The organism is Acidisoma cellulosilyticum (assembly GCF_020621385.1).
GTDB lineage: Bacteria > Pseudomonadota > Alphaproteobacteria > Acetobacterales > Acetobacteraceae > Acidisoma > Acidisoma cellulosilyticum.
On the sequence record NZ_JAESVA010000017.1, the window covers coordinates 58,815 to 81,922 of the forward strand.

The window sequence follows — 23,108 nt, forward strand, 5'->3', positions numbered from 1 at the left end:
AAGGCGACAGTATCATGACCTTGGCCGATCAATCCGCGATTGCCGTCAGCCAGATCCGCAAAGCCTATGGCCCGACGGTTGCCTTGTCGGATGCGAGCTTTGCGGCGGCAACCGGCACGGTTCACGCGCTGCTGGGCGAGAACGGCGCCGGCAAATCGACCATGGTCAAGATGCTGAGCGGCCTGGTGCAGCCGGATCAAGGCCAGATCGCGATCTTTGGCCAGGATGTGCATTTCGCCAGCCCGCGCGACGCCCATCGCGCGGGCCTGGCGACCGCCTTTCAGGAACTGACGCAGGTGCCTGACCTGACGGTTTGGGAGAATATGCTGCTCCCCTATCAGCCGATCGGGATGACGGGCCTGTTGAAGCGGCGGCAGGGGCAGGCGCAGGTGGCGGCACATCTGGAAAGCCTGGGCCTCGGCCAAGTCTCGCCGCGCGCCGAAATCCGGCGGTTCGATCTGGCGGTGCGGCAAAAGATCGAGATCGCAAGGGCGTTGATGCGCAAGCCGCGCATTCTGCTGCTGGACGAGCCGACCTCGGCGCTGTCGGGCGACGATATCGATTGGCTGGGCGATATCATCGCCCGGCTGAAGGCCGCGGGCACGACGATCCTGTTCATCTCTCACCGCATGCCGGAAGTGCGGGCCTTCTGCGATGATCTCACAATATTACGCAATGGCCAGAGTGTGGGCACTTTCGCGGTGTCTGCCGTTAGCGACGCGGAGGTGATCGAGCGTATCATCGGCCGGTCCATCGCCGCGACGTTTCCGCCCAAATGCTTGGCAGCGGAGGCGGCGCAGATCGTGCTGGAGGCGCGGGGTCTTGGCGGCGGTGAGATGAAGGCAGCCGATCTGACCCTCCGCGCCGGTGAAATTCTGGGTGTCGCCGGTCTGCAGGGCATGGGCCAGCGCGATCTTTTCCTGACGCTGTTCGGCGATATCGAAGCCCGGACAGGCGAGATTCTGGTGGACGGCAAGCCCGTCACGCTGCGGTCCCCGCGCGACGCGATCGACGCGCGGATCGGCATCAATCTGGTGCCCGAGGAACGCAAGACCGAAGGCCTGTTCCTCAAGCTTGACGGTTGCGCCAATACCACCCTGCCGGTGATCGAGCGCTTTACCCGCGCCGGCTTCATCGATGTGGCGGGGGAGCGTGCGGCGGTATCGGCGGCACTCGCCCGCGTGCAGGTGGATCTGTGGGCGCTGTACCGCCCGGCGCGATCCTTCAGCGGCGGCAATCAACAGAAGATCGTCCTGGCCCGCTCGCTCGTCGCCGGCAGCCGCATCCTGCTGCTGTTCGATCCGACGCGCGGTGTGGATGTCGGCACAAAGCATCAGATCTACCAGCTGATTGCGGAATTCGCCGCCGCCGGTGGTGCCGTGCTGCTCTATTCGACGGAAATCGCTGAGGTCATCGGCCTTAGCCATCGCGTCATGGTGGTCTATGGCGGGCGTATCGCGGGTGAGTTGCGCGGCCAGGATATAACCGAGGCCGCGATCATGGCGGCGGCGCTCGGCCATCGCGATGATGCGCCGAGCGCGCAGCCTGAAACCCATCCGCGCGTCGGAGCCTTCGCATGAGTGGCCTTGTCTCATCCCATCGCAGCTTCATGCCGGAACTGCTGCGCAAGCGTGGGTTGCTGACCGCGATTGCGGTCTTTCTGCTGCTGCTGATCGCCGTCAATCTGCTCTCGGCCGCGCCGATGGGCTATTTCGACGTCTCCTATCTCTCATCCGGCGGTGCGCCGCTGGCGCTGGCCGCCGTGGGGCAGACGCTTGTTATTCTGACCGGCGGTTTCGATCTCAGCGCCGGGGCCGTGATCTCTCTCGTCAATGTTCTGTTGGCGACGCATCTGGGCACGACGCCGGGTTCCGAAATCCTTTGGGCCGTCGTGGGCATCGGGGTCGGCGCGCTCGTCGGCGCGGTCAACGGCTTCTTTGTGGCACTGCTGCGGTTGCAGCCGATTGTCGTGACGCTGGCTGTCATGTTCGTGACCGAGGGCGTGACGCTGCTGGTGATGGATAAGCCCGGTGGGTCGGTGCCTGCGGATTTCGCCGCCTTTTTCACGGGCAGCGCGATCCCTAATCTGTTGCCGGCGCCGTTGATCCTGATCGTCGCCGTGCTGGTCATCTGGGGCTTGCTGAAACAGACGCGATTCGGCACCGCGCTTTATGCCATCGGCAGCGACGCCGATGCCGCACGCTTTATCGGCATCAAGGTTGCGCGCACTACCTTCATCACCTATGCCCTGTCGGGCGCGGCTTACGGCCTCGCGGGCGTCATGGTGACGGCGCAGACCAGCACCGGCGACCCGCTGGTGGGCGACCCCTTGCTGCTGCAAATTTTTGCGGCGGTCGTCATCGGCGGCACCGTGCTGGGCGGTGGACGCGGCGGCTGCGTGGGCTCCGTCTTCGGTGCCTATGCGCTGATGCTCATCGTCAATATCCTGCTCGTGCTCAATGTGCCGGCCTATTACGGCACGGTGGTCGAAGGGCTGATCCTGATCCTCGCCGCCTTCAGCGGCGTCGCCAACGCCAATCTGCCGGTGGCACGCTGGTTGGCGGCCCCCCGCCTGCCGGCCTGGCAGCCGCGTCGGGGTGGTGCGGCGCCGACCGTCAGGCTCGGCATGGATGGGCCAGCGACGGTGGTGCCGCGCGTGCCCTGGCTGCGACGGCATGGCGAGGTGCTGCGCTACAGCCTGCCGGCCTATCTCTGCTTCCTGATCGTGCTCGTCGTCACCGGCTTCATGTTCGGCGGGATCGGTCCGCATTATCTCGGCGTGCTGGCCGTGCTCTGCTCCTTCCTGATCGTCCTCGCCCTCGGGCAGGGTGCGGTGATCCTGACCGGCGGGCTCGATCTGTCAGTGCCTTGGACCATTGGCCTTGCCGGCATCCTTGTCGCCGGCTTCGCCCAGGGCAGCGCGGATGCCGCGATTTGGACCGTGCCGCTGGTCTTGCTGGTGGGGGCTGCCATCGGCGTCGTCAACGGGGCCGGCGTCGTGCTGTTCGGCCTGCCGCCGATCGTGGTCACACTCGGCATGAACGGCATCCTGCAGGGTGTGGCACTGCTGTATAGCGGCGGCACGCCCTCGGGCTTCGCGCCGCCAGCGCTGCGCTGGATCATGACCGGTCAACTGTTCGGCATCACGCCTGCCATCTGGTTCGTGCTGGCCTTTATCATTGCCGCAAGCCTGCTACTGTCGCGCACGAGTTTCGGCCGCCGCATCTACGCGGTCGGCAACAACCCCCGCGTCGCCCGGCTGTCAGGCGTCAATGTCGGGCGCACTACCATCGGGGTCTATGTCCTGAGCGCGGTCTGCGCCTCGCTCGTCGGCATCATGCTGGCGGGTTTCAGCGGCCAGGCGAGCCTTGGCATGGGGGACGATTATCTTCTCCCCTCCATCGCCGTCGTCGTGGTCGGCGGCACGTTGATTACCGGCGGGCGCGGCCATTACCTTGGCATGGTCGGCGGCGTGCTGCTGCTGACGGCCTTGCAAACCCTGCTGGCCGGCACGACGACACCGCCGGCCATACGCGAAATTCTTTATGGCGCTGTCGTCTTGGCAGCGGTTGTCGCGCTGCGCGAACGCGCACCCGGCTGAGTTGGATAGGAACGGATCATGCAAAAACGTCAGGTTAAGCCCGGTCTCAGGGTTCTCGTCACCGCAGGGGCAAGCGGCATCGGCCGCGCCATTGCCGATGCTTTCGTTGAGGACGGCGCGAAAGTGCATGTCTGCGACGTCAATGAAAGCGCTCTCGCGGAATGCGCGGCGGTGCTGGGCGTCTCGACCTCCATCGCCGATGTCTCGAACGAGGCGCAGGTCGAACGCATGGTGAGCGAGGCCGTCGCGGCGCTCGGCGGTCTTGATGTGCTGATCAATAATGCGGGCATCGCCGGCCCCACGGGGACGGTGGACGAAATCGCGACCAGCGCCTGGCGCAGCACGATCGACATCAACCTCAACGGCCAGTTCTATTGCGCGCATTACGCCGTGCCGCATCTGCGGGCGGCGGGCGAGGGCGCGATCGTCAATATGTCTTCCTCGGCCGGGCGTTTCGGCTATGCCTATCGCACGCCCTATTCCGCGTCGAAATGGGCGATCGTCGGCTTCACGCAAAGCCTGGCCAAGGAACTGGGTCCGGACGGTATTCGCGTCAACGCCATCCTGCCCGGCATCGTCAAAGGCCCGCGCATGGAAGGCGTCATCCGCGCTCGCGCCGAACAGACCGGCGTGCCTTACGAGGCGATGGAGGCCGAATATCTTCAGCGCATTTCGCTGCGCCATATGGTGACGCCGGATGATATCGCATCCGCCGCCATCTTCCTTTGCACCCAGGCCGGGTGGAATATTTCCGGCCAATCCATTGCCGTCTGCGGCAATGTCGAAAGCCTTTGAGATAAGCTGAGAAACAGGAGGGTCGCATGGCCGCTGCCAGAAAAGTCATCATCACCTGCGCTGTCACGGGTGCGATCCACACGCCCTCGATGTCGCCTTATCTGCCGGTGACGGCGGATGAGATTGCCGAGGCCGCCATCGGCGCGGCGGAAGCCGGCGCCGCTATCGTCCATCTTCATGCCCGCAATCCGGAGACCGGCAGGCCCGATCAGAGCCCGGAGGCTTTTCTGCCCTTTATCAAGCGGATCAAGCAGGCATCCGATGTGGTGATCAATCTCACCAGCGGCGGTGCGCCCTATATGATGATCGATGAGCGTATCGGGCCGGCAATGACGCATCATCCGGAAGTTGCCTCGCTCAATATGGGGTCCTTCAATTTCGGCCTGTTTCCCATGCTGAAGCGCTTCAAGGATTTCAAGCATGAGTGGGAAAGGTCGCATCTGGAAAACAGCGTCGATCTTATCTTCCGCAATACCTTCAAGGATATCGAATACGCGCTCGCGGCCTGCGCCGGCAACGGCACGCGCTTTGAGTTCGAATGCTACGATACCGGCCATCTCTACAATCTCGCGCATTTTGTCGATCGGGGATTGGTCAAGCCGCCCTTCTTCGTGCAGACCGTCTTCGGCATTCTCGGCGGTATCGGCACGCATCCCGAAGACGTCATGCATATGAAGCGCACGGCGGACCGGCTGTTCGGTGACGATTATCGCTGGTCCGTGCTCGGCGGTGGACGCATGCAGATGCCGATCGCGGCGATGGCCGCCGGTATGGGCGGGCATATTCGCGTCGGGTTGGAAGACAGTCTGTGGATCGGGCCGGGTGAACTTGCCCGCAGCAATGCCGAGCAGGTTCAGCGTGCGGCGGAGATCGTGCACGGTCTGGGCCTGTCCGTCGCGACGCCCGATGAGGCGCGGGCGATTCTGGAGCTGAAGGGCGGCGACAAGGTCGCTTTCTGAACGGATCCACCAAGAAAAAGACGGGAGAGAGCGGTATGAGCGGGGACGCGGATATTCGCGTGCTGGTCGATTGCAAGAACATCCTGGGCGAGGGCCCGCTTTGGGATGTGGAGGAGCAGCGGCTGTATTGGATCGACAGTTTCGGCGACAAGGTCTTTCGTTGCACGGAACAGGGCACGGAGGTGCAGGAAGCGGCGGTCTATTCCGGGCAGATCGTGCGTTTCGCGCCGGACGGGACAATCGACCGCATCATCAAGACGCCGGTGTTGAAGGCGACCAGCGTCATGTTCGGCGGTCCCGATATGGATGTCATGTATGTCACCTCCATGGCGCGTCCGCCGTTGCCGCGCTTCCCCGAGGACGGGCCGATGGCGGGCCATCTGTTCGCGATCCATGGCCTGGGCGTGAAGGGCATTTCCGAATCCCGTTTCCTTGGCTGAGGCATCCTGATGCGCATTGTCCTGAACGGCATCGGCGTTGAGACGGAAAACGAGGATTACTGGATCGCGCCGAATGCGACCGTCATCGGCCGGGTGACGCTTTGCCGTGATGCGTCAATCTGGTGGGGCGCGGTGCTGCGCGGCGATAATGAGCGCATCACCGTCGGACAGGGCAGCAATGTGCAGGACAATGCCGTGCTGCATACCGACCCTGGCTTTCCGCTGGATATCGGCGCGCATGTGACCGTCGGCCATCAGGCCATGCTGCACGGCTGCACGATCGGGGAGAATTCGCTGATCGGCATCGGTGCCGTTATCCTCAACGGTGCGCGCATCGGTCGCAATTGTCTGATCGGTGCCATGGCTTTCATCGGGGAGGGCAAGGTCATTCCCGACAATGCCCTGGTCAAGGGCATTCCCGGCAAGGTGGTGGGGGAGGTGACGGCCGAACAGGCTGCGCGTATGCGTGCGGGCACGGATAGCTATATCCGCAATTGGCAACGCTACCGCGATCATGCTGAGATCGCGCAAGACTGAAGAAGCCGGCGAACGGCGCAGCGGGAGATAGAGATGGCAAAAATCGCAATCGTCGGCGCAGGGTTGATCGGCCGCGCCTGGTCCATCGTCTTCGCCCGCGCCGGGCATGACGTCTGGCTTTGGGACCCGCAGGCCTCGGCCGTTTCGGCGGCGCGCGATTTCATCGCCGCGCGCCTGCCCGAATTGACCGCCGCAAATCTGCTGCGGGGCGAGAGCGAGGCTGCCATCCTGTCCCGCCTGCATGGGGCAGCAAGCCTGGAACAGGTGCTGGACGGGGCCATCTATGTTCAGGAGAACGGACCCGAAGATGTCCTGCGCAAGCGGGAGCTTTTCGCCCGCATGGACAAAATCGCGGCCCCCGAGACGATCCTGGCGAGTTCCACCAGCACCATCCGCGCCAGCCTGTTCAGCGAGGGTCTGCCCGGGGCGCAGCGTTGCCTGGTCGCCCATCCCGTCAATCCGCCTTATCTGATCCCGATCGTGGAACTTGGCCCATCCCCCTGGACCGATCCCGCTATCGTGCAGCAGGCACGCGCGCTGATGGAAGCGGCCGGCATGGTGCCGGCCATCGTGAAAAAGGAAATCGAGGGCTTCCTGCTCAACCGCTTGCAGGCTGCCTTGCTGCAGGAGGCGATGTATCTGGTCGAGGAAGGCTATGCGGACCCTGCCGATATCGACGCGACGGTGCGCGAGGGGCTTGGTCTGCGCTGGTCCTTCATGGGGCCTTTCGAGACGATCGACCTTAATGCGCCCGACGGTCTGGCCGATTACTGCGCCCGCTACGGCGGCCCTTTCCGGGCCATGATGGCCGCGAGCAAGACCCCGTCCTGGTCCAAGGACCTGATCGGCGGCCTGCATGCAGCGCAGCGGGAGAGGCTGCCGGCCGATCAGCAGAGCGCGCGGCAGACCTGGCGGGACCGGCGGTTGATGGCGCTTTTGGCCCATAAGGCGGGCCAGCCGGGATAGGGTGCCGCGTTTGCGGCTTGCAAGCCTGCCCAGGCTCCGCGAAAATCGGCGGGACGTTGAGGCGAGATGTGACGCCTGCTTCGCCTAAGCTTCGGAGGCTCGCTCATTCTCGCCGAACAATCGACTTGGGGTCGTCACTGCCGTGAAGTCCGGCTTGATGGTCCACTGACGCCCGCCGCTATCGCCGCTGTCGCGCGCGGCGCCCGGCTGACCCTGTCGGAGGGGGCCGCCGGCCGCATCCGCCATGCCCGGCTGATTGTGGAAGCGCTCTCCGTACAGGGCATTCGCGGCTACGGCATCAATACCGGGGTCGGCGCTTTGTGCGATGTGCTGATCGACCGGCCAAGGCAGCAGGCGCTGTCGCGCAATATCCTGTTCAGCCATGCGGCCGGTCTGGGGGAGGCTTTGGGCCGCGTGGAAACGCGCGCGGTAATGGCCGCCCAGATCGCGGGCTTCGCCCATGGCGCGTCCGGCGTGCGGCTGGACGTGGTGGACGCGCTGATCGACCTTTTGCGGGCGGATATTCTCCCCGTTATCCCGTCGCGCGGCTCGGTCGGCTATCTGACCCATGCCGCCGCCATCGGCCTGGTACTGATCGGCGCGGGCGAGGCGATGGTGGGCGCCGAGCGGATCAGCGGTGCCCAGGCCATGGCGCGGATCGGTCGCACGCCCCTGGTGCTGGAAGCGAAGGAGGGTTTGAGCCTGGTCAACGGCACGCCTTGCGCGACGGGCCTGGCCTCGGTTGCGCTGGACCGTCTGCAGCGCCTGCTGGATTGGGCGGATGCCGCCGCCGCGCTGACCTATGAAAACCTCGGCGCGCAGGCCGGGACTTTCGATGCGGTGACGCTCGCTTTGCGCAAGTCGGACGGCTTGCAGCGCGTCGGGCAGGCCATGCGGCATTGGCTGGCGGATAGCGCGATGCTGGCCGGGCGGCTGGGCAGCCGCACGCAGGACCCGCTCAGCCTGCGGGCCGTGCCGCATGTGCATGGCGCCGCGCGCGACGCTTTCGTGGCGGCGGAGGCGGTGGTGATCCGCGAGCTTCAAAGTGTCACCGACAATCCCGCGGTGGGCGGCACGCCCGAGGCGCCGGTGGTGCGGTCGGAAGCCCATGCGGTCGCGACCGGTCTCGCTTTGGCGCTGGATGCGCTGGCCCCGGCGGCGGCGGAATTGGCGGCGATATCGGAGCGGCGGACCGACCGGCTGGTGAACCCGCTGGTGAGCGGATTGCCTGCCTTTCTGGCGGCCGAGGGCGGTGTGTTTTCCGGCTATATGATCGCGCAATATACGGCGGCTGCTTTGGTGGCCGAGAACCGGCGCCTGTCGCTGCCCGCCAGCCTGGACGGCGGCATTACCTCGGCCCTGCAGGAGGATATGCTGCCGCATTCCACCCCGGCGGCGCTAAAACTTCTGAGTATTCTCGACAACCTCCGCGATGTGCTGGCGATCGAGCTGCTGACGGCCGCCCAGGCCTATGACTGCCAGCCCGGTGTTGCGCTGGCACCGGCGACGGCCGCCCTGCGCGGCGCCATCCGCGCCATGGTGCCGACCTATGCGGATGACCGGCCGATGAGTGGCGATATTGTCCGGCTGCGGGATCTGCTGGAACGCTCGCCTTATGAGGTGGCTGGCGGGTAGGGGGCTTTGGGCGGTGCTGACTCAGCCGTTCGCGGCGGGCGCGCAAGACAAGGATTGGGTTGTCCTTCTTCACGTTCGTCAGGTTTAGTCGGAAACGCCCCCAATACTCACCCCTCGTCCGTCTCGAAATTACTGGCGGCGTTGCGCCCGCCTGGCACCGCGATGATGGGCACCGGCACGCGCGCCATGGTGTCGCGGTGCAGACGGTCGACCGTCCAGAAGGCGAGGACGATCGCCAGCAGCCCGAAGACGACCGATCCGGCGGCCTGGCCGATGAGCACGCCGAGCGGCCCGTACTGTTCCCCGAAATGGACGAAGGGGATGGTGCCGAGCGTGGCCCTGCCCCAGTTCATCACCGTCGCGTAGCCGGGGCGGCCGAGATTGTTGAAGGCGGAATTGGCCACGAACAGCCCGCCCATGAAGATCGCCGTGCCGGCAATCCAGCTACAGAACAAATGCAGCAGATCGGCCGCAACGCCTTTGGATTGGAAGGCGAGGGCCAGCAGATCCTGCACGCTGGCCAGTATCGCCCAGGCAATCACCACGGCGATGACCATGAAAATCAGGCTCGCCCGCAGCGTTTCCTTCACGCGATCCGTGCGGCCGGCGCCGAGATTCTGCGCCATGATCGGCCCCACCGCGCCGGTCAGCGCGAAGAGCGTGCCGAACGCGACGGGCACGATACGGTCGATCGCGGCCTGGCCCGCGACCGCCGCGACGCCGAAATGCGCCATGCTGTGGGTGACGTAGGAGGAGCCGACCGGGGTGGCCAGATTGGTCAGGATGGCGGGACCGGCGACGCGGCCGACCTGTGCCATGTCTTCGCGCGCCTGCGCGAAATCCGGCCGGCCGAGCAGCCCCTGCTTATGCACGTAATAGAGGCCCAGAAACCCCATCATGCCGCGCGAGATGACGGTGCTGATGGCGGCACCCTCCAGCCCTAGATGCAGCGCGAAGATGAAGATCGGGTCCATGACGGCGACCGCCAGGGCGCCGAACAGCGTCACGTTCATCGCCCGTTTGGCGGCCCCCGCCGAGCGCAGCAGCGCGCCCGCGCACATGCCGAGGATCATCAGCGGCAGGGCGGGGGAGATGATGAGGAGATAGGTGGCGGCCATGGATTTCGTTTCCCCGGTCGCCTGCAGCAGGCCCAGCAGCGGGTTGCGGGCGGCGGCAGTGAACAGGCCGAGGGCGAGGGTGATGACGGCCATGACGATCAGGCTGGTGGTCGCGATGCGCGGGGCGGTGCTGCCGCTGATGCCGTCCGCCCGGCCGATGGCGGTGGAGACGGCGGCGCCGATCCCGATGGTGAGGCCGATGCCGATGGAAATCTGGAAGAAGCCGATGGCGCCGGCGAAGCCCACGGCGGCGGCGATCGGCTTTTCGCCGAGCCGCGAGATATAGAAGAAGTTGAGCAGATCGACCGCGAAGACGGCGATGATGCCGATGCCACCGGTCAGCGCCATGACCGTGACATGCCGCATGATCGAACCAGTGAGGAAGCGGGCATGGCTGCCTTTGCTGCCCGAGGGGGGAGTTTTCGCCATCTCGGGTTTTTCCTCAGTCTTTCTCGGCGGCCTGTCTTGCCGGGCATGAGATAGCCCGGCGCGGGTGATGCCGCCAGGGTGAGCCAGAATGCAGGCGCGGCACTCCGCCTCACGTCGTCCGCCCTCATGCAGCGATCCGCGACGGCCTGACCGGCCGAGTTGAGGACAAACAACCCCCGTCACTTGGGCAGCCCAGCACGCGTATAAAAGCGCGCGCGTCAATTACTTGACAAATGGATAAGCAGGCCAGGGTCGCGCTGCGTTTTCTTGCACCGCACCACAGTGCGGAGTATGTGGCCTCGCCAAGGTTTCGCAGGGACATTAGAGGCAGGCCATGGCATCCAGTGATTTGACCCCCGACAATTCGATGGAACAGGCACTCGACATTCGCCGCCAGGTGGTGACCCGGCCGCCGGTCGAAGAAGCGCTTGCCTTCGACGACGTGCTTCTGGTGCCGAACTATTCCCAGGTCCTGCCCAGCACCGTCAGCACCGCGACGCGCTTCACCCGGAACATCTCCCTCAATATCCCGGTCATTGCCGCCGCCATGGATACCGTGACGGAATCGGCCATGGCGATCGCCATGGCCCAGCTGGGCGGTATCGGCGTCATCCACAAGAATCTCACGATCGAGGAACAGGCCGCCCAGGTCCGTCGCGTCAAGCGCTTCGAATCGGGCATGGTCGTCGATCCGGTCACGATCCATCCCGGTGCGACGCTGGCCGAAGCCCGCGCGCTGATGGCCGCCAACCGCATCAGCGGCATTCCGGTGGTGGAACAGCAGACGCGCAAGCTGGTCGGCATCCTCACCAACCGCGATGTGCGTTTCGCGACCGATCCCGGTCAGCGCGTGTCCGAACTGATGACGCATGACCGTCTGGTGACGGTCGTCGAAGGTGCCAAGCCGGAAGAGGCACGAGGCCTGCTGCACAAGCACCGCATCGAAAAGCTGCTGGTGGTGGACGCGCAATATCGCTGCGTCGGTCTCATCACCGTCAAGGACATGGACAAGGCCGAAGCCTATCCGCTGGCGAATAAGGACGATCTGGGCCGCCTACGCGTGGCGGCGGCGACCGGTGTCGGCGCCGACGGCGAGGCGCGGGCGCGCGCGTTGATCGCGGCGGGCGTGGATGTCATCGTCGTCGATACCGCGCATGGCCATTCGCGCGGCGTGCTGGGCTCGGTCGAGACCATCAAGGGCCTGTCGAATTCCGTCGAAGTCGTCGCCGGCAATGTCGCGACGCCGGACGGCGCCGAAGCGCTGATCGATAGCGGCGCGGACGCGGTGAAGGTCGGCATTGGACCGGGCAGCATCTGCACCACCCGCGTTGTCGCGGGCGTCGGCGTGCCGCAGTTCAGCGCCGTGCTGGAAACCGCCGCCGCCTGCCGGACGATGGGCGTGCCGGCGATTGCGGATGGCGGCATCCGCACCTCGGGCGATGTCGTGAAGGCGATCGCGGCCGGCGCCAGCGCGGTGATGATCGGCAGCCTGCTGGCCGGCACCGACGAAGCGCCGGGCGAGGTGTTTCTGTATCAGGGCCGCAGCTACAAGGCCTATCGCGGCATGGGCAGCATCGGCGCCATGGCCCGCGGCTCGGCCGACCGCTACTTCCAGCAGGACATCAAGGACCAGCTGAAGCTGGTGCCGGAAGGCATCGAAGGTCAGGTCGCCTATAAGGGCCCGATCTCGGCCGTTGTGCATCAGCTGGTCGGCGGCCTGCGCGCCGGCATGGGCTATGCCGGCAGCCCGGACATTGCCGAGCTGCAGCGCAGCGCCCGCTTCCGCCGCGTGACCAATGCCGGTCTGCGTGAAAGCCATGTCCATGACGTGACGATCACGCGCGAAGCCCCCAACTACCGTCGCGACTGAGTTCCTGCGCGACCGACCATTCTCATAGGCGGCCTGATTTGACCCCCAATGCCCGTTTCGAGGCTGCTATCGCGCTTTTGGACGCGATAGCGGCCGCCCCCCGCAAGCCTGCCGACGCGGTGGCGAATGATTTCTTCCGCAGCCGTCGCTATATCGGCAGCGGCGATCGCCGCGCGGTCTCCGACCAGGCGTGGTCCGTGATGCGTCAGCATCGCCGCCTGACCTGGTGGATCGAACGGGCGCAAGGCCAGGCCAGCGGGCGCATGCTGGTCAGCGCCGCCGCCGTTTTGGGCGGCCAGATCTACGGCGATGTCTGCGCCATGTTCTCCGGCGGGAAATACGCGCCGCAGCCGTTGGAATCGGACGAGGCGGAGACGCTACGCCGCCTGAAGGATCATACGATCGAGCATCCGGCCATGCCGCCCGCCGTGCGGCTGGAAGTGCCGGACTGGATTTACCCGCTTCTGGAAGCGCGTTTCGGGGCGGAAACCGATCGGGAAGTGGCGGCCATGCTGACCCCGGCGCCGCTGGACCTGCGCGTCAATATGCTGAAGGGCACGCGCCAGCAGGCGATGGACGCCCTGGCAGCCGAAGGCATCGCCGCCAAATCCGGTCGCTTCAGCCCCTGGGGCCTGCGGGTGGAAGGGCGCCGTCCCGTCGTGACCGGTGAAGCCTTTCAGAGCGGGCTTGTCGAGATCCAGGACGAAGGCAGCCAGATCGTGGCGCTGATGGCCGAGCCCCAGCCCGGTCTGCGGGTGCTGGATTATTGTGCCGGCGCCGGCGGCAAGACGCTGGCCATGGCGATGATGATGGAAAACAAAGGCCATATCCTGGCGGCCGATACCTCCGCCCCACGTCTGGACGGCGCCGTGCGCCGGCTGCGTCGGGCGGGTGTGCATAATGTCGAGCAGCATCTGCTGGTCCCGGGCGACGGCAAATGGGCCAAGCGGCGTCGTGAGACCTATGACCGCGTGCTGGTCGATGCGCCTTGCACCGGCACCGGCACCTGGCGCCGCAACCCCGATGCGCGGGGACGGCTGACGGAGCAGGACCTGTCCGAGCTTGTGGTCAAGCAGGCCAGCATCCTGCAGGAGGCCTCGCGCTTTCTGCGCAAGGGCGGGCGGCTGGTCTACGCGACCTGCTCCGTTCTGCCGGCCGAGAATGAGGAACAGGTGCAGCGCTTCCTGGCCGCGAACGAGGATTTCGCTCTGGTCGACCCTGGTCGGCCCGAGGCCGCGAAGCTTGCCCGCAACGGCATGGTGCATCTGACCCCGGCGAGCCACGGCACGGACGGGTTTTTCGCGGCCGTGCTCGAACGCAAGTGAGCATCGTCCGGCCCGCCCGTGTGACGGATGCGGCCGGAATTGCGGCGGTTCATGTCGCGGCCTGGCGCAGCGCCTATCCCGGCATGCTGCCGGACCGCACGCTGACGCATCTCAACCCGGATCAGCAGGAATTGTATTATTCCCGCCTGATCCGCACCGCGCATATCGTTCATGTCGCCGTGCCGGATGCCGATGATCCGCCGCGCCCTGCCGTCATCGGCTTCGTGACGGCCGGCCCCTTGGCGCATCCGACCATCGCCGAAGGCGAGATCGAGACGCTGTACGTGCTGGATGATTTCCGCGAACAGGGCGTGGGTCGCGCGCTGATGCGGGCGGCGGCGGTGGACCTGGCGGCGCAGGGCTGCGGCAGCCTGTTCGTCTGGGTGCTCAGCCAGAATCCCAGCCGCTGGTTCTATGAGCGGATGGGCGGGGTCCGCGCGATGGAGGGCCAGGTCCGTGTCGGCGGAGAGAACCAGCCGCAGACGGCTTTCGTTTGGGACCCGATCGAACGGCTGCTGGCCGTTTAAGCAGTTCTTTTTTGCAAACAGGATGCCCTGCGCAAAGAACCAAAAAATCTTCTGAATGAAGTCTTTTTGTTTCTTTTTCTTCAGAAAAAGAAAGATCGTCTGACTCTCCTCCCTGCTGCCATTTTCTAGGAGGTTTGCGCGCGAATCTCTTGCCTCCACCGTGGCACAGGTTCATATCGCGACATGGCACAGATCACCGCAGACCGTATCCTCATCCTCGATTTCGGCAGCCAGTTCACGCAGCTGATCGCTCGCCGCGTGCGCGAAAGCGGCGTCTATTCCGAAATCTGGCCCTTCAACACCGACCCGCAGAAAATCGCCGATTACGCGCCGCGTGGCATCATCCTCTCGGGTGGCCCGGCCAGCGTGACCGAGGAGGTCTCGCCTCGCGTGCCGGAAATCGTCTTCCAGATGGGCGTGCCGGTGCTGGGCATCTGCTACGGCCAGCAGGCGATGTGCGCGCAGCTGGGCGGGCTGGTGGAAGGGCATGACCATCGGGAATTCGGCCGCGCCTATGTCGAGGTGACGGATAACTGCGCGCTGTTCGACGGGATCGACGAAGGCTGGGCCCCTGGCGCGCGCGAGCAGGTCTGGATGAGCCATGGCGACCGGGTGACGAAGATCCCGCCGGGCTTTCGGTCGGTCGGTGCCAGCGACGGCTCCCCCTTCGCGGCGATCGCCGATGACGAGCGTCGTTTCTACGGCGTGCAGTTCCATCTGGAAGTTGCCCATACGCCGCATGGCGCCGCCATCATCCGCAATTTCACCCATGGTGTCGCCGGCTGTCAGGGCGACTGGACCATGGCGAGCTTCCGCCAGACGCAGATCGACACGATCCGTAAACAGGTCGGCGGTGGCCGCGTCATCTGCGGCCTGTCCGGTGGCGTCGATTCCGCCGTCGCGGCCGCGCTGATCCATGAGGCGATCGGCGATCAGCTGACCTGCATCTTCGTCGATCATGGTCTGCTGCGCGAGAATGAGGCCGATCAGGTCGTGGACCTGTTCCGTGGCCGCTTCAATATCAAGCTGATCCATCGCGATGCGTCCGACATGTTCCTGGGCGCGCTGGAAGGCGTCGACGATCCGGAAAAGAAAAGAAAGACGATCGGGAAGCTGTTCATCGACGTTTTCGAGGAGGAGGCTGCCAAGCTTGGCGGCGCCGAATTCCTGGCGCAGGGCACGCTTTATCCGGACGTCATCGAAAGCGTGAGCTTCACCGGCGGCCCCTCCGTCACCATCAAGTCGCACCACAATGTCGGCGGTCTGCCGGACCGGATGCGCATGAAGCTGGTGGAGCCGCTGCGTGAGCTGTTCAAGGACGAGGTTCGTTTGCTGGGCCTGGAACTCGGCCTGCCGCATAGCATGGTCGGCCGTCATCCCTTCCCGGGGCCGGGCCTCGCGATCCGCATTCCGGGCGCCATTTCCCGCGAGAAGCTTTCGCTTCTCCGCCGGGCCGATGCGATCTTCCTGGAGGAACTGCGGCTCAACAATCTGTATGACGCCATCTGGCAGGCTTTCGCTGTGCTGTTGCCGGTGCGCAGCGTCGGCGTAATGGGCGACGGCCGCACCTATGACCTTGCCTGTGCGCTGCGTGCGGTGACAAGCACCGACGGCATGACGGCGGATGTCTATCCGTTCGAGGTGTCTTTCCTCTCCCGCGTTGCCAATCGCATCGTCAACGAGGTGCGCGGCATCAACCGTGTGACCTATGACATCACCAGCAAGCCGCCTGGCACGATCGAGTGGGAGTGATTTTTGGTTGATCCCGGCTAGGCCTCGCCGGCCGCGCCTTGCCCGCGCCCTGAGGCCGGTCAGGTCGGTTTGCCGCCGTTGGTCGGCGCGAAGGCTGGCACGCGAGGCTTGGTCTGAAGCCTGCGGTTCAGCCAGTGACGAACAGGTTCGTCATAGAAGCGGGAGGCCGCATAGCTGACGGCGACGATCGCGCCAAAAGCGGCGCTGAAGATTGCCAGCTCCACCACCGCAGGCAAATGCTTGATATGCGCGAAATGCGCAAAGGTCGGCTCGTGCAGAACATAGACCGGGTAGGAGACGGCTCCGGCGAATATTGCCAGTTTCCGCCATCTTCGCCCTGTCCGATCCTTTACGCCCAGAACGACAATGGCCGGAAACAAGACCAGGACGGCCAGAATATCAAACGGCCAGTCGAATGCCGGACCCATAAACATGATGCCCAGCAGGGACAGTGCCAGAACGGGGAAGGGTATTGAGGGCAGCACCGCGACACGCGACGGCGTCAGCAGGTGATGCAGGGCGACGCCGATAAAGAAGGCGCAGCCGATACGGGCGATGCCGGTCGATAGGGTTGATAGATCACTGCCGCCATTCAGATAATGTTGCTTGATCGCGAAGACAATATCGGCGCCCGACCCAAGAGTGATCGCGAGGATCGTCATGCCGAACAGAATTGTTCTGCTTTTCAGGACGAGGATGGCCGCATAGAGAATATTGACCCAAACCTCCAGCATCAGCGTCCAGAGCGGGATGTCGAGCGGAAATAACGCTCCGCCGAAGGTTTGCTTGTCCGGATAAGGGATCAGCAGCAATCCAAATATGGCCGCGATAAAAATTCGCGACCGGTCGATATCGACGGCCGGGGAGAAATGGTAGGATGCGACCAGCTTCGACGCGAAACCGCAGGCGATTCCCAGCAGGATCATCGGATAAAGCCGGATCAGCCGGATTTTAACGAAACGCAGCAGCGTCATATGGGCGCGCAATTTCGTCTCATAAGCCCTGGCAACGACAAGCCCGCTCAAAATCAAGAAAAAATCGACCGCGAGATAGCCATGAAATGGCGTCGAGACCCCGCCATGGGCCTGACCCGTCATATGGTACCAAACGACGGCAAAAGCGGCGATACCTCTGAGACCGTCCAATGCCGCAATATGCTGATGACCCGCCTTATCCGGCTCCATCATTCTTCCCTTTTAGCCGAGTTCCTTTCGTATTTTATTCGGAATGAATGATCTACCTGCCCAATTTGACTAATGGTTTATTCAGATTTGGTTCAAGCTTCGACTATATCCTCAGGGCAAACCGGCCAGATCTTAAACCAGAGCTTAAGCCAGATCTTACAGCGGCATCGCGTCGGCCTTAATCTTCCCGCGCATGCTGTAGTGATGCCAGGCAAGGATGGCAGCGGCACCGCGATGCGGCCGCCAGCTTTCGGAGAGCGTTCGCACCAGCGTCTCCGAAGGACGGCCCTCCAACCCCAGGATATCCCCGACCGCGATCTGGATGGCGAGATCGCCCGCCGGCCAGATATCGGCTCGCCCTTCCGAAAACAGCAGATAGATTTCCGCCGACCAACGGCCGATGCCCTTGATGCGGATCAGCGCCGCGATCGCCGCTTCATCGTCCGGCGGCAGGTTCATGAGGTCAAGGTCGCCGGTCGCCACAAGGCCAGCAAGGCTGCGCGCATAACCGGCCTTCTGGCGGGAGAGGCCGGCGGCGCGCAGGCTCTCGTCCGACGCGCTCAGCACGGCGGCAGGGGAGGCGGTATCGCCGAGCATCGTCTGCATCCGCGTCCAGGTCGCGCGGGCCGAGGCCGTGCTGATCTGCTGGCCGATGATCGTGCGCAGCAAAGTCTCATAGCCGCGGGCGGAGATGCGCGGCGGCGGATGGCCGGCGCGCTCCAAGGCGCGGGCAATGGCCGGGTCGAGCCGCGCGAGGGCGGTCAGCGCTTCGCGCAACTGGTCGACGGAAAGGCCCATGGTCAACCCGGCTGCGGGGCAGCGAGGCCCCGAAAGGTGACCGACCAGCGCAGTGCGTCCATGGGCGCGATACTGTGTTCCCAGTCGTATCGCACTTCGCCGGCGAGCAGATAAAGCGAGCGCGGCGGCAATGCGATGTTTGCCCGCTCAAACGCCGTGCCGCGCCGGCGCCGAAAGCGCATGACCGTTGGTGCGCCGAGCGAAAAACCGATGACCGCATCAAGCTCCGGCCGGTCCCGATGCCAGCCGATGCCGGCGCCGGGGTCATAGCGGATGATCGAGACCTGGACGAGGTTTTCTGTCGCGACCCCAGCGAAACCGGCGGCGATCGTGCGGACCGGGTTCAGAAAATCCGGAATGGGTTCGGTCGGGCCAAAATCGGCATTCCGAAAATCATAGAGATAGCCGAAGGATTTCGTGCGGCGCTTGGCCGTCCATCGCTGGAAGGCGAATGGCGGCAGGTCGATCCGGTCGATAGCCGCGATCAGGCGCGCTTCCTCTGCCGTGCTGATCGCGTCCGCACGAAAGCTGAGGCCAGAAACCGGCAAAGGGCTATCGAGCGACAGTGAGAATTGCTCTGCCATCGTCAGAAGGCGAGGCTCGGCTGGGTCTCGGCGCTTTCGATGGCGAGAAGCTTGGTTTTGGCGGCGAGGCCGCCGGCAAAGCCGGTCAGGGCGCCGTTGGTGCCGATGGCGCGATGGCAGGGCGCGATGACCGCGATGGGGTTCATGCCGGCGGCAGCCCCCACGGCCCGCACGGCTTTCGGGCGGCCGATCAGGCGCGCAATCTCGCCATAGCTGCGGACCTCGCCGTAGGGAATGGCGAGCAGCGCCTGCCAGACGTCCCGTTGGAAGTCCTTGCCCTCGAAATCGAGCGGCATGGTGAAGGTTTTTCCTGTGCCAGCGAAGTAATCGGTGAGCTGCGCTTTAGCTTCCACCAGCATCGGATGCGATGGATCTTCGTTGATGTCTGTCAGATGGCGATAGGCGCGGCGATCGACCTCCCACAACACCGCCGCCAGCCCGCGGTCGCTGGCAACCAACTTCAACCGGCCGATGGGGGACTCCATCCATGTGAAGGCGTGGGTGAAGACGGGGGTCAAGGCGAGGCTCCTTGCAGAGCCCTCTTTTACCCCGACGATTCTAGCCGCGCGAGGGGCTCATCTTGGCGGGGTTGGATGCGGTCGATACCGTGGTGTCGTCACGGCCATTCTTGGTTTGCCGCGCCCTCGTAAAAACCCGGGCCAAGGGGCATCCCTCACTGGTGGCGGTCGCTTTACACCGTGACATCCCGCAGACTAGACAATTGGTCTGGGCCGACCCTTAGGCAAAGGCAAAGAGATGGATAGCGGGATAAATTTCATCTCTGGCTTGCCCCGCTCCGGCAGCACCTTGCTGGCGGGGATTTTGCGGCAGAACCCGCGCTACCATGCCGGAATGACCAGCCCTGTCGGCTCTATCTATATGGCGATGGAAACCGCTATGAGCCGGCGCAACGAAACCGCCGTCTTCATCACGGAGCCGCAGCGACGCGATATGCTGCGGGGTTTGTTTTCCAGCTACTACGCGCAGCTTCACCCGCAGAAGCTGGTATTCGATACCAACCGGGCCTGGTGCACGAAGCTGCCTGCCCTGGTGCAGCTATTTCCCGAGGCGCGCTTCATCTGCTGCGTGCGTGATATCGCCTGGATCATGGATTCCGTCGAACGTCTGATCCGCCGCAACGCCTTTGAACTGTCGGGCATGTTCGGTTTCGAGGCTGCGGGCACGGTCTATACGCGCGTCAACCGCCTGGCGGCCAGCGACGGGCTGGTGGGCTTTGCCCTGGATGCTTTGCGCGAGGCCTATTACAGCGAGTTGGCGTCGAAACTGATCCTGGTCGAGTACAGCGCCCTGACGCAGGCACCGGCCGATACCATGCGCCTGCTGTACGACATGCTGGGCGAGGCGCCGTTCGAGCATGATTTCGAAAGCGTTGAATATGAGGCCGAGGATTTCGACGCTGCCCTGGGCGCCCGGGGCCTGCATACCGTCCGCCGTCGGGTGGAGTGGGTGGACCGCCAGACCGTGCTGCCACCGGGTCTGTTCGAACGGTTCGAGAATGACATGTTCTGGCGTTGGCCCGATGCCAATCTGCGTGGCGTTTCCATGATCCAGCTCACCCGCTGAACCCTCTACCACTATTGGCGCAAATTCCTGGGCCGGTATTACTGATTTATGATGCTTTTTGTCTTAAGCAGCTAAATTGAGAAGTTCGTTTCGTCCGGTACCAGGCAATGGGTCTTGTCTGGCTGGACGGGTGGGGCAAGGCGACTATGGCCGAATGCGGACAGCCTGGGCTTATGGATCGTTTTTATTGACCCATAATTGAAACGAATAAAGTGCAAATACAAAGTGATATTTTAAAAGACTCATCTTCACAGGCAAGATCGTAAATTAGACCGTTCATTACCTGTATTAAGGTTTGTGACAGGTTCAAGCGATTTCATAAGTCCGATGATTTCAGTCTATTTCGGCGCTCTGCCTTCGAAGTGATGAAACGGCGTCACGTCCGCAATTCATCAATCGGTCGATTAGGTAAACATTTGGTTTACACAAGCGAAACCGTTCGTTACGTTTTCTGCCAACGGAACAGATGACGCCCGCTTTCCAGGCGTGTCGATCCGCGAGTCCTTTCGGGAGCGAACGCTGTGGATGTCAATCAGACAGGTTCGCCCGGGAGCTCGGGCGCGAACGGGCTGACCAGCGGAGCCGCGGGGCAAGCCGGCGGGCCTGGCGGCGCGGAAACCCTGACAAATAGCGGGAACGGCGTCGATACCTTCGACTCGACCGAGGCCCGTGGTGGCGCCGGTGGCAGTGGCGGCAAGGGTGGTGGCGGTGCCGGCATCGGTGGCGCGGCCGGTGCGGGCGGCAAGGGCGGCGCGGCGTCAGCCACGACCGATGCGACGCTCGCGGCCAGCCTGACAGTTTCCGCGACGGCGAATGGCGGTAGCGGTGGCGCCGCAAGCGCGCCGGGCAATGCCAATACCGCCAATACAGGGGCCGGCGCGGCGGCAGGCAGTGGCGGCGCCGCGACGGCGACCGCTATCGCCAATGCGACCGGGGCGAACAACTCCGCTTACAGCACGGCCAATGTCGCCGGCGGCGCGGGCGGCGGTGGTTATGGCGCCGGCCAAACCGGCGGCGCGGGCGGCATCGCGAGCGGTACGACCGCGCAAGCGACAGGTTTCAGCGCGACGGCCAAGGTTCTCCAGACAGGCGGGTCAGGCGGACGCGGCTATGGTGGCGCCGGCGGCGGTGCGGGCGCGGCCAGCACATTGACCAATGCCGTCACGGCTTCGACGACCGGCGGTGCTTTGCGCCTGTATCAAAGTGCCGGCGGCGGCGCCGGCGGCTACGGTACGATCGGCGGTGTCGCCGGGGCAGCCACCTCCAACCTCACCTTTGATGATACGGCTAACGCCACCCATGCGAGTTCTGTCTACGGCCGCAGCAACGCCTATGCCGGGAATGGTGGCCAAAGCCAGGCCGGAGCGGGCTTGGCCGGTGCGGCGGCGACGGCGACGCTGGCGCTGACCGGCGCCAATAGCGTCAACGGATCGAGCTCGGCCAGCGGCGGGACCGGTGGCAATGGCTCGACCAATGGCGGGGCGGGTGGAACGGCCAAGGCGAGTGGTTCCACCAAGACCACATCGACCACCCAGACGGCGCAGATGAGCGTCAATGTCGCGGGTGGGAACGGTGGCAACGCATCGGGCGTCGGCCAGACCGCGGGTGCGGGTGGCGCCGCCAGCGGCACGGCCTCGGCCTCAGGCCATTCGGCCTATGTCAACCTGACGCAAACCGGCGGGTCCGGCGGACGTGGCCAAAGCGGCGCGGCCGGCGGTGCCGGGGCAGCGAGCACGCTGACCAATGCGGTGAGCGGATCCTCCACCGGCGGCACGCTCAACCTGAACCAGACGGCCAATGGCGGCAGCGGCGGCTATGGCGGAACGACGGGGACGGGTGGCGCGGGCGGGGCGGCCAATGCCAGCCTGACCTTCGACGACGCAACGGCCAATCCCACGACCGCCGGCTTCCTCTACGGCGCCAGCACGGCCAATGGCGGCGCGGGTGGCACCGGCACCACACCGGGCAAGGCCGGTGCGGCCAATGCCGCGGTTGCCCTGACAGGGGCGGCTGCCGTGAACGGTCGCGGCTATGCCAATGCCGGATCGGGTGGCACCGGGACCGGCACGGCCGATGGCGCCGTCGGCGGCACCGCCACAAGCACGGTCGCCAGTACGAGCAAGACGACAGGCAATTATTCGACCTATGCGCGCGCTATGACGCGCGCCGGTGGCGGTGGCAGCAGCGGCGCGGCCAATGGCGGTGCCGGTGGTGCTGCGACCGGAACCTATGCGACCGCGACCAGCACAACCGCGACCGGGGGCATTGCGTCAGCAGTCGCCACCGCGGTGGGTGGGGGCGGCGGCGCGGGCAAGGTGGGTGGCGCCGGCGGCGTCGCCAGCAAGATTGCCGCCACGGCCGATGGTTTCAGCGCATCTGCCACGGCAAATCAGACGGGTGGGTCAGGCGGCCGGGGTTACGTGGCCGCCGGTGGTGCGGGGGCTGCCAGCACGCTGACCAACGCCGTCACCGCTTCGACAGCCGGCGGTACCTTGCGCCTGGCCCAGACCGCCAGCGGTGGGTCAGGCGGCTATGGCGCCACGCTGGGCGGCGCCGGTGGCGCTGCCATATCCAACCTCACCTTCGACGATACGGCCAGTGCCACCCACGCCAGTTCCCTCTATGGCAATAGCACGGCCAATGCCGGGAATGCCGGCCAAAGCCATGCCGGCGCCGGTCTGACCGGTACCGCGGCCAAGGCGGCCGTCACGCTGACCGGCCCCAATAGCGTCACCGGCCAGGCCTCGGCCACCGGCGGGGCCGGCGGCATTGGCTCGACCAATGGCGGCGTCGGCGGGACGGCCACGGCGACCGGCTCGGACGAAACCACCTCGACCAGTCAGCCGGCCCGTATGACCGTCAATGTCGCGGGCGGGGCCGGCGGTGGCGGGTCCGGCACCGGCCAGACCGGCGGGGCGGGCGGCGCGGCCAGCGGCACGGCCCTCGCCACAGGCCATTCGGCCTATGCCAGCGTCACGCAAACCGGCGGGTCCGGCGGGCGCGG

General features: G+C 65.0%; 19 protein-coding genes. 14 read left to right on the top strand and 5 right to left on the bottom strand.

Annotated features, from left to right (window positions below; all coding sequences use genetic code 11):
• The first annotated feature begins 14 nt into the window (after nucleotides 1–14).
• From ACELLULO517_RS26790 to ACELLULO517_RS26825, 8 genes are all read left to right on the top strand, one after another.
• Nucleotides 15–1,580, top strand: coding sequence for a sugar ABC transporter ATP-binding protein (locus tag ACELLULO517_RS26790; protein ID WP_227310607.1), 1,566 nt, complete (start codon nucleotides 15–17; stop codon nucleotides 1,578–1,580).
• Nucleotides 1,577–3,601: an ABC transporter permease gene (locus tag ACELLULO517_RS26795; protein ID WP_227310608.1), complete on the top strand. Its 2,025-nt coding sequence runs from the start codon at nucleotides 1,577–1,579 to the stop codon at nucleotides 3,599–3,601. The genes ACELLULO517_RS26790 and ACELLULO517_RS26795 overlap by 4 nt, the downstream gene beginning before the upstream one ends.
• 18 nt (nucleotides 3,602–3,619) lie before the next feature.
• A complete protein-coding gene (locus tag ACELLULO517_RS26800) occupies nucleotides 3,620–4,396 on the top strand; it encodes an SDR family oxidoreductase (RefSeq protein WP_227310609.1) in 777 nt (258 codons plus the stop codon).
• Nucleotides 4,397–4,422: 26 nt separating this feature from the next.
• Entirely contained in the window at nucleotides 4,423–5,355 is a 933-nt protein-coding gene (locus ACELLULO517_RS26805) for a BKACE family enzyme (protein ID WP_227310610.1), read from the top strand.
• Between the two features lie 35 nt (nucleotides 5,356–5,390).
• Entirely contained in the window at nucleotides 5,391–5,795 is a 405-nt protein-coding gene (locus ACELLULO517_RS26810) for an SMP-30/gluconolactonase/LRE family protein (RefSeq protein WP_227310611.1), read from the top strand.
• 9 nt (nucleotides 5,796–5,804) lie between these two features.
• Complete coding sequence (locus ACELLULO517_RS26815) at nucleotides 5,805–6,332, top strand: gamma carbonic anhydrase family protein (RefSeq protein ID WP_227310612.1); 528 nt, start codon at nucleotides 5,805–5,807, stop codon at nucleotides 6,330–6,332.
• A 33-nt stretch (nucleotides 6,333–6,365) separates the two neighbouring features.
• Complete coding sequence (locus tag ACELLULO517_RS26820) at nucleotides 6,366–7,298, top strand: 3-hydroxyacyl-CoA dehydrogenase (protein WP_227310613.1); 933 nt, start codon at nucleotides 6,366–6,368, stop codon at nucleotides 7,296–7,298.
• A gap of 165 nt (nucleotides 7,299–7,463) precedes the next feature.
• Nucleotides 7,464–8,933 carry an HAL/PAL/TAL family ammonia-lyase gene (locus ACELLULO517_RS26825; protein ID WP_264481693.1) on the top strand — a complete coding sequence of 490 codons (1,470 nt, stop codon included), beginning with the start codon at nucleotides 7,464–7,466 and terminating at the stop codon, nucleotides 8,931–8,933.
• Nucleotides 8,934–9,040: 107 nt separating this feature from the next.
• Here the strand turns inward: ACELLULO517_RS26825 and ACELLULO517_RS26830 are convergent, their stop codons facing one another.
• Nucleotides 9,041–10,480 (bottom strand): MATE family efflux transporter, encoded by a 1,440-nt coding sequence (locus ACELLULO517_RS26830; RefSeq protein WP_227310614.1) that lies wholly within the window; start codon nucleotides 10,478–10,480, stop codon nucleotides 9,041–9,043.
• A gap of 367 nt (nucleotides 10,481–10,847) precedes the next feature.
• On the opposite strand from ACELLULO517_RS26830, the gene guaB reads away from it, so the two are divergent.
• The 4 genes from guaB (at nucleotide 10,848) to guaA (ending at nucleotide 15,954) form a co-directional block, all read left to right on the top strand.
• Entirely contained in the window at nucleotides 10,848–12,350 is a 1,503-nt protein-coding gene (gene guaB / locus ACELLULO517_RS26835) for an IMP dehydrogenase (RefSeq protein WP_227310627.1), read from the top strand.
• A 38-nt stretch (nucleotides 12,351–12,388) separates the two neighbouring features.
• Nucleotides 12,389–13,675, top strand: coding sequence for an RsmB/NOP family class I SAM-dependent RNA methyltransferase (locus ACELLULO517_RS26840; RefSeq protein WP_227310615.1), 1,287 nt, complete (start codon nucleotides 12,389–12,391; stop codon nucleotides 13,673–13,675).
• Nucleotides 13,672–14,202 carry a GNAT family N-acetyltransferase gene (locus ACELLULO517_RS26845; RefSeq protein ID WP_227310616.1) on the top strand — a complete coding sequence of 177 codons (531 nt, stop codon included), beginning with the start codon at nucleotides 13,672–13,674 and terminating at the stop codon, nucleotides 14,200–14,202. Before ACELLULO517_RS26840 ends, ACELLULO517_RS26845 begins: the two co-directional genes overlap by 4 nt.
• Before the next feature lie 183 nt (nucleotides 14,203–14,385).
• Nucleotides 14,386–15,954, top strand: coding sequence for a glutamine-hydrolyzing GMP synthase (gene guaA / locus ACELLULO517_RS26850; RefSeq protein WP_227310617.1), 1,569 nt, complete (start codon nucleotides 14,386–14,388; stop codon nucleotides 15,952–15,954).
• A 59-nt stretch (nucleotides 15,955–16,013) separates the two neighbouring features.
• On the opposite strand, the gene ACELLULO517_RS26855 is transcribed toward guaA, so the two are convergent.
• From ACELLULO517_RS26855 to ACELLULO517_RS26870, 4 genes are all read right to left on the bottom strand, one after another.
• Entirely contained in the window at nucleotides 16,014–17,138 is a 1,125-nt protein-coding gene (locus ACELLULO517_RS26855; RefSeq protein WP_227310618.1) for an acyltransferase family protein, read from the bottom strand.
• 156 nt (nucleotides 17,139–17,294) lie between these two features.
• Nucleotides 17,295–17,936, bottom strand: a complete 642-nt coding sequence (locus tag ACELLULO517_RS26860) for a DNA-3-methyladenine glycosylase family protein (RefSeq protein WP_227310619.1) — start codon at nucleotides 17,934–17,936, stop codon at nucleotides 17,295–17,297.
• Between the two features lie 2 nt (nucleotides 17,937–17,938).
• The gene (locus tag ACELLULO517_RS26865; RefSeq protein ID WP_227310620.1) at nucleotides 17,939–18,520 is read right to left on the bottom strand and encodes an alpha-ketoglutarate-dependent dioxygenase AlkB; all 582 of its coding nucleotides are present in this window, start codon (nucleotides 18,518–18,520) and stop codon (nucleotides 17,939–17,941) included.
• A gap of 2 nt (nucleotides 18,521–18,522) precedes the next feature.
• A complete protein-coding gene (locus tag ACELLULO517_RS26870; RefSeq protein ID WP_227310621.1) occupies nucleotides 18,523–19,038 on the bottom strand; it encodes a methylated-DNA--[protein]-cysteine S-methyltransferase in 516 nt (171 codons plus the stop codon).
• Nucleotides 19,039–19,276: 238 nt separating this feature from the next.
• Between ACELLULO517_RS26870 and ACELLULO517_RS26875 the strand changes: the two genes are divergently transcribed.
• Nucleotides 19,277–20,104: a sulfotransferase family protein gene (locus ACELLULO517_RS26875; RefSeq protein ID WP_227310622.1), complete on the top strand. Its 828-nt coding sequence runs from the start codon at nucleotides 19,277–19,279 to the stop codon at nucleotides 20,102–20,104.
• Nucleotides 20,105–20,625: 521 nt separating this feature from the next.
• Nucleotides 20,626–23,108 (top strand): hypothetical protein (locus tag ACELLULO517_RS26880; RefSeq protein ID WP_227310623.1); only part of this gene is annotated, 2,483 nt, incomplete at its 3' end.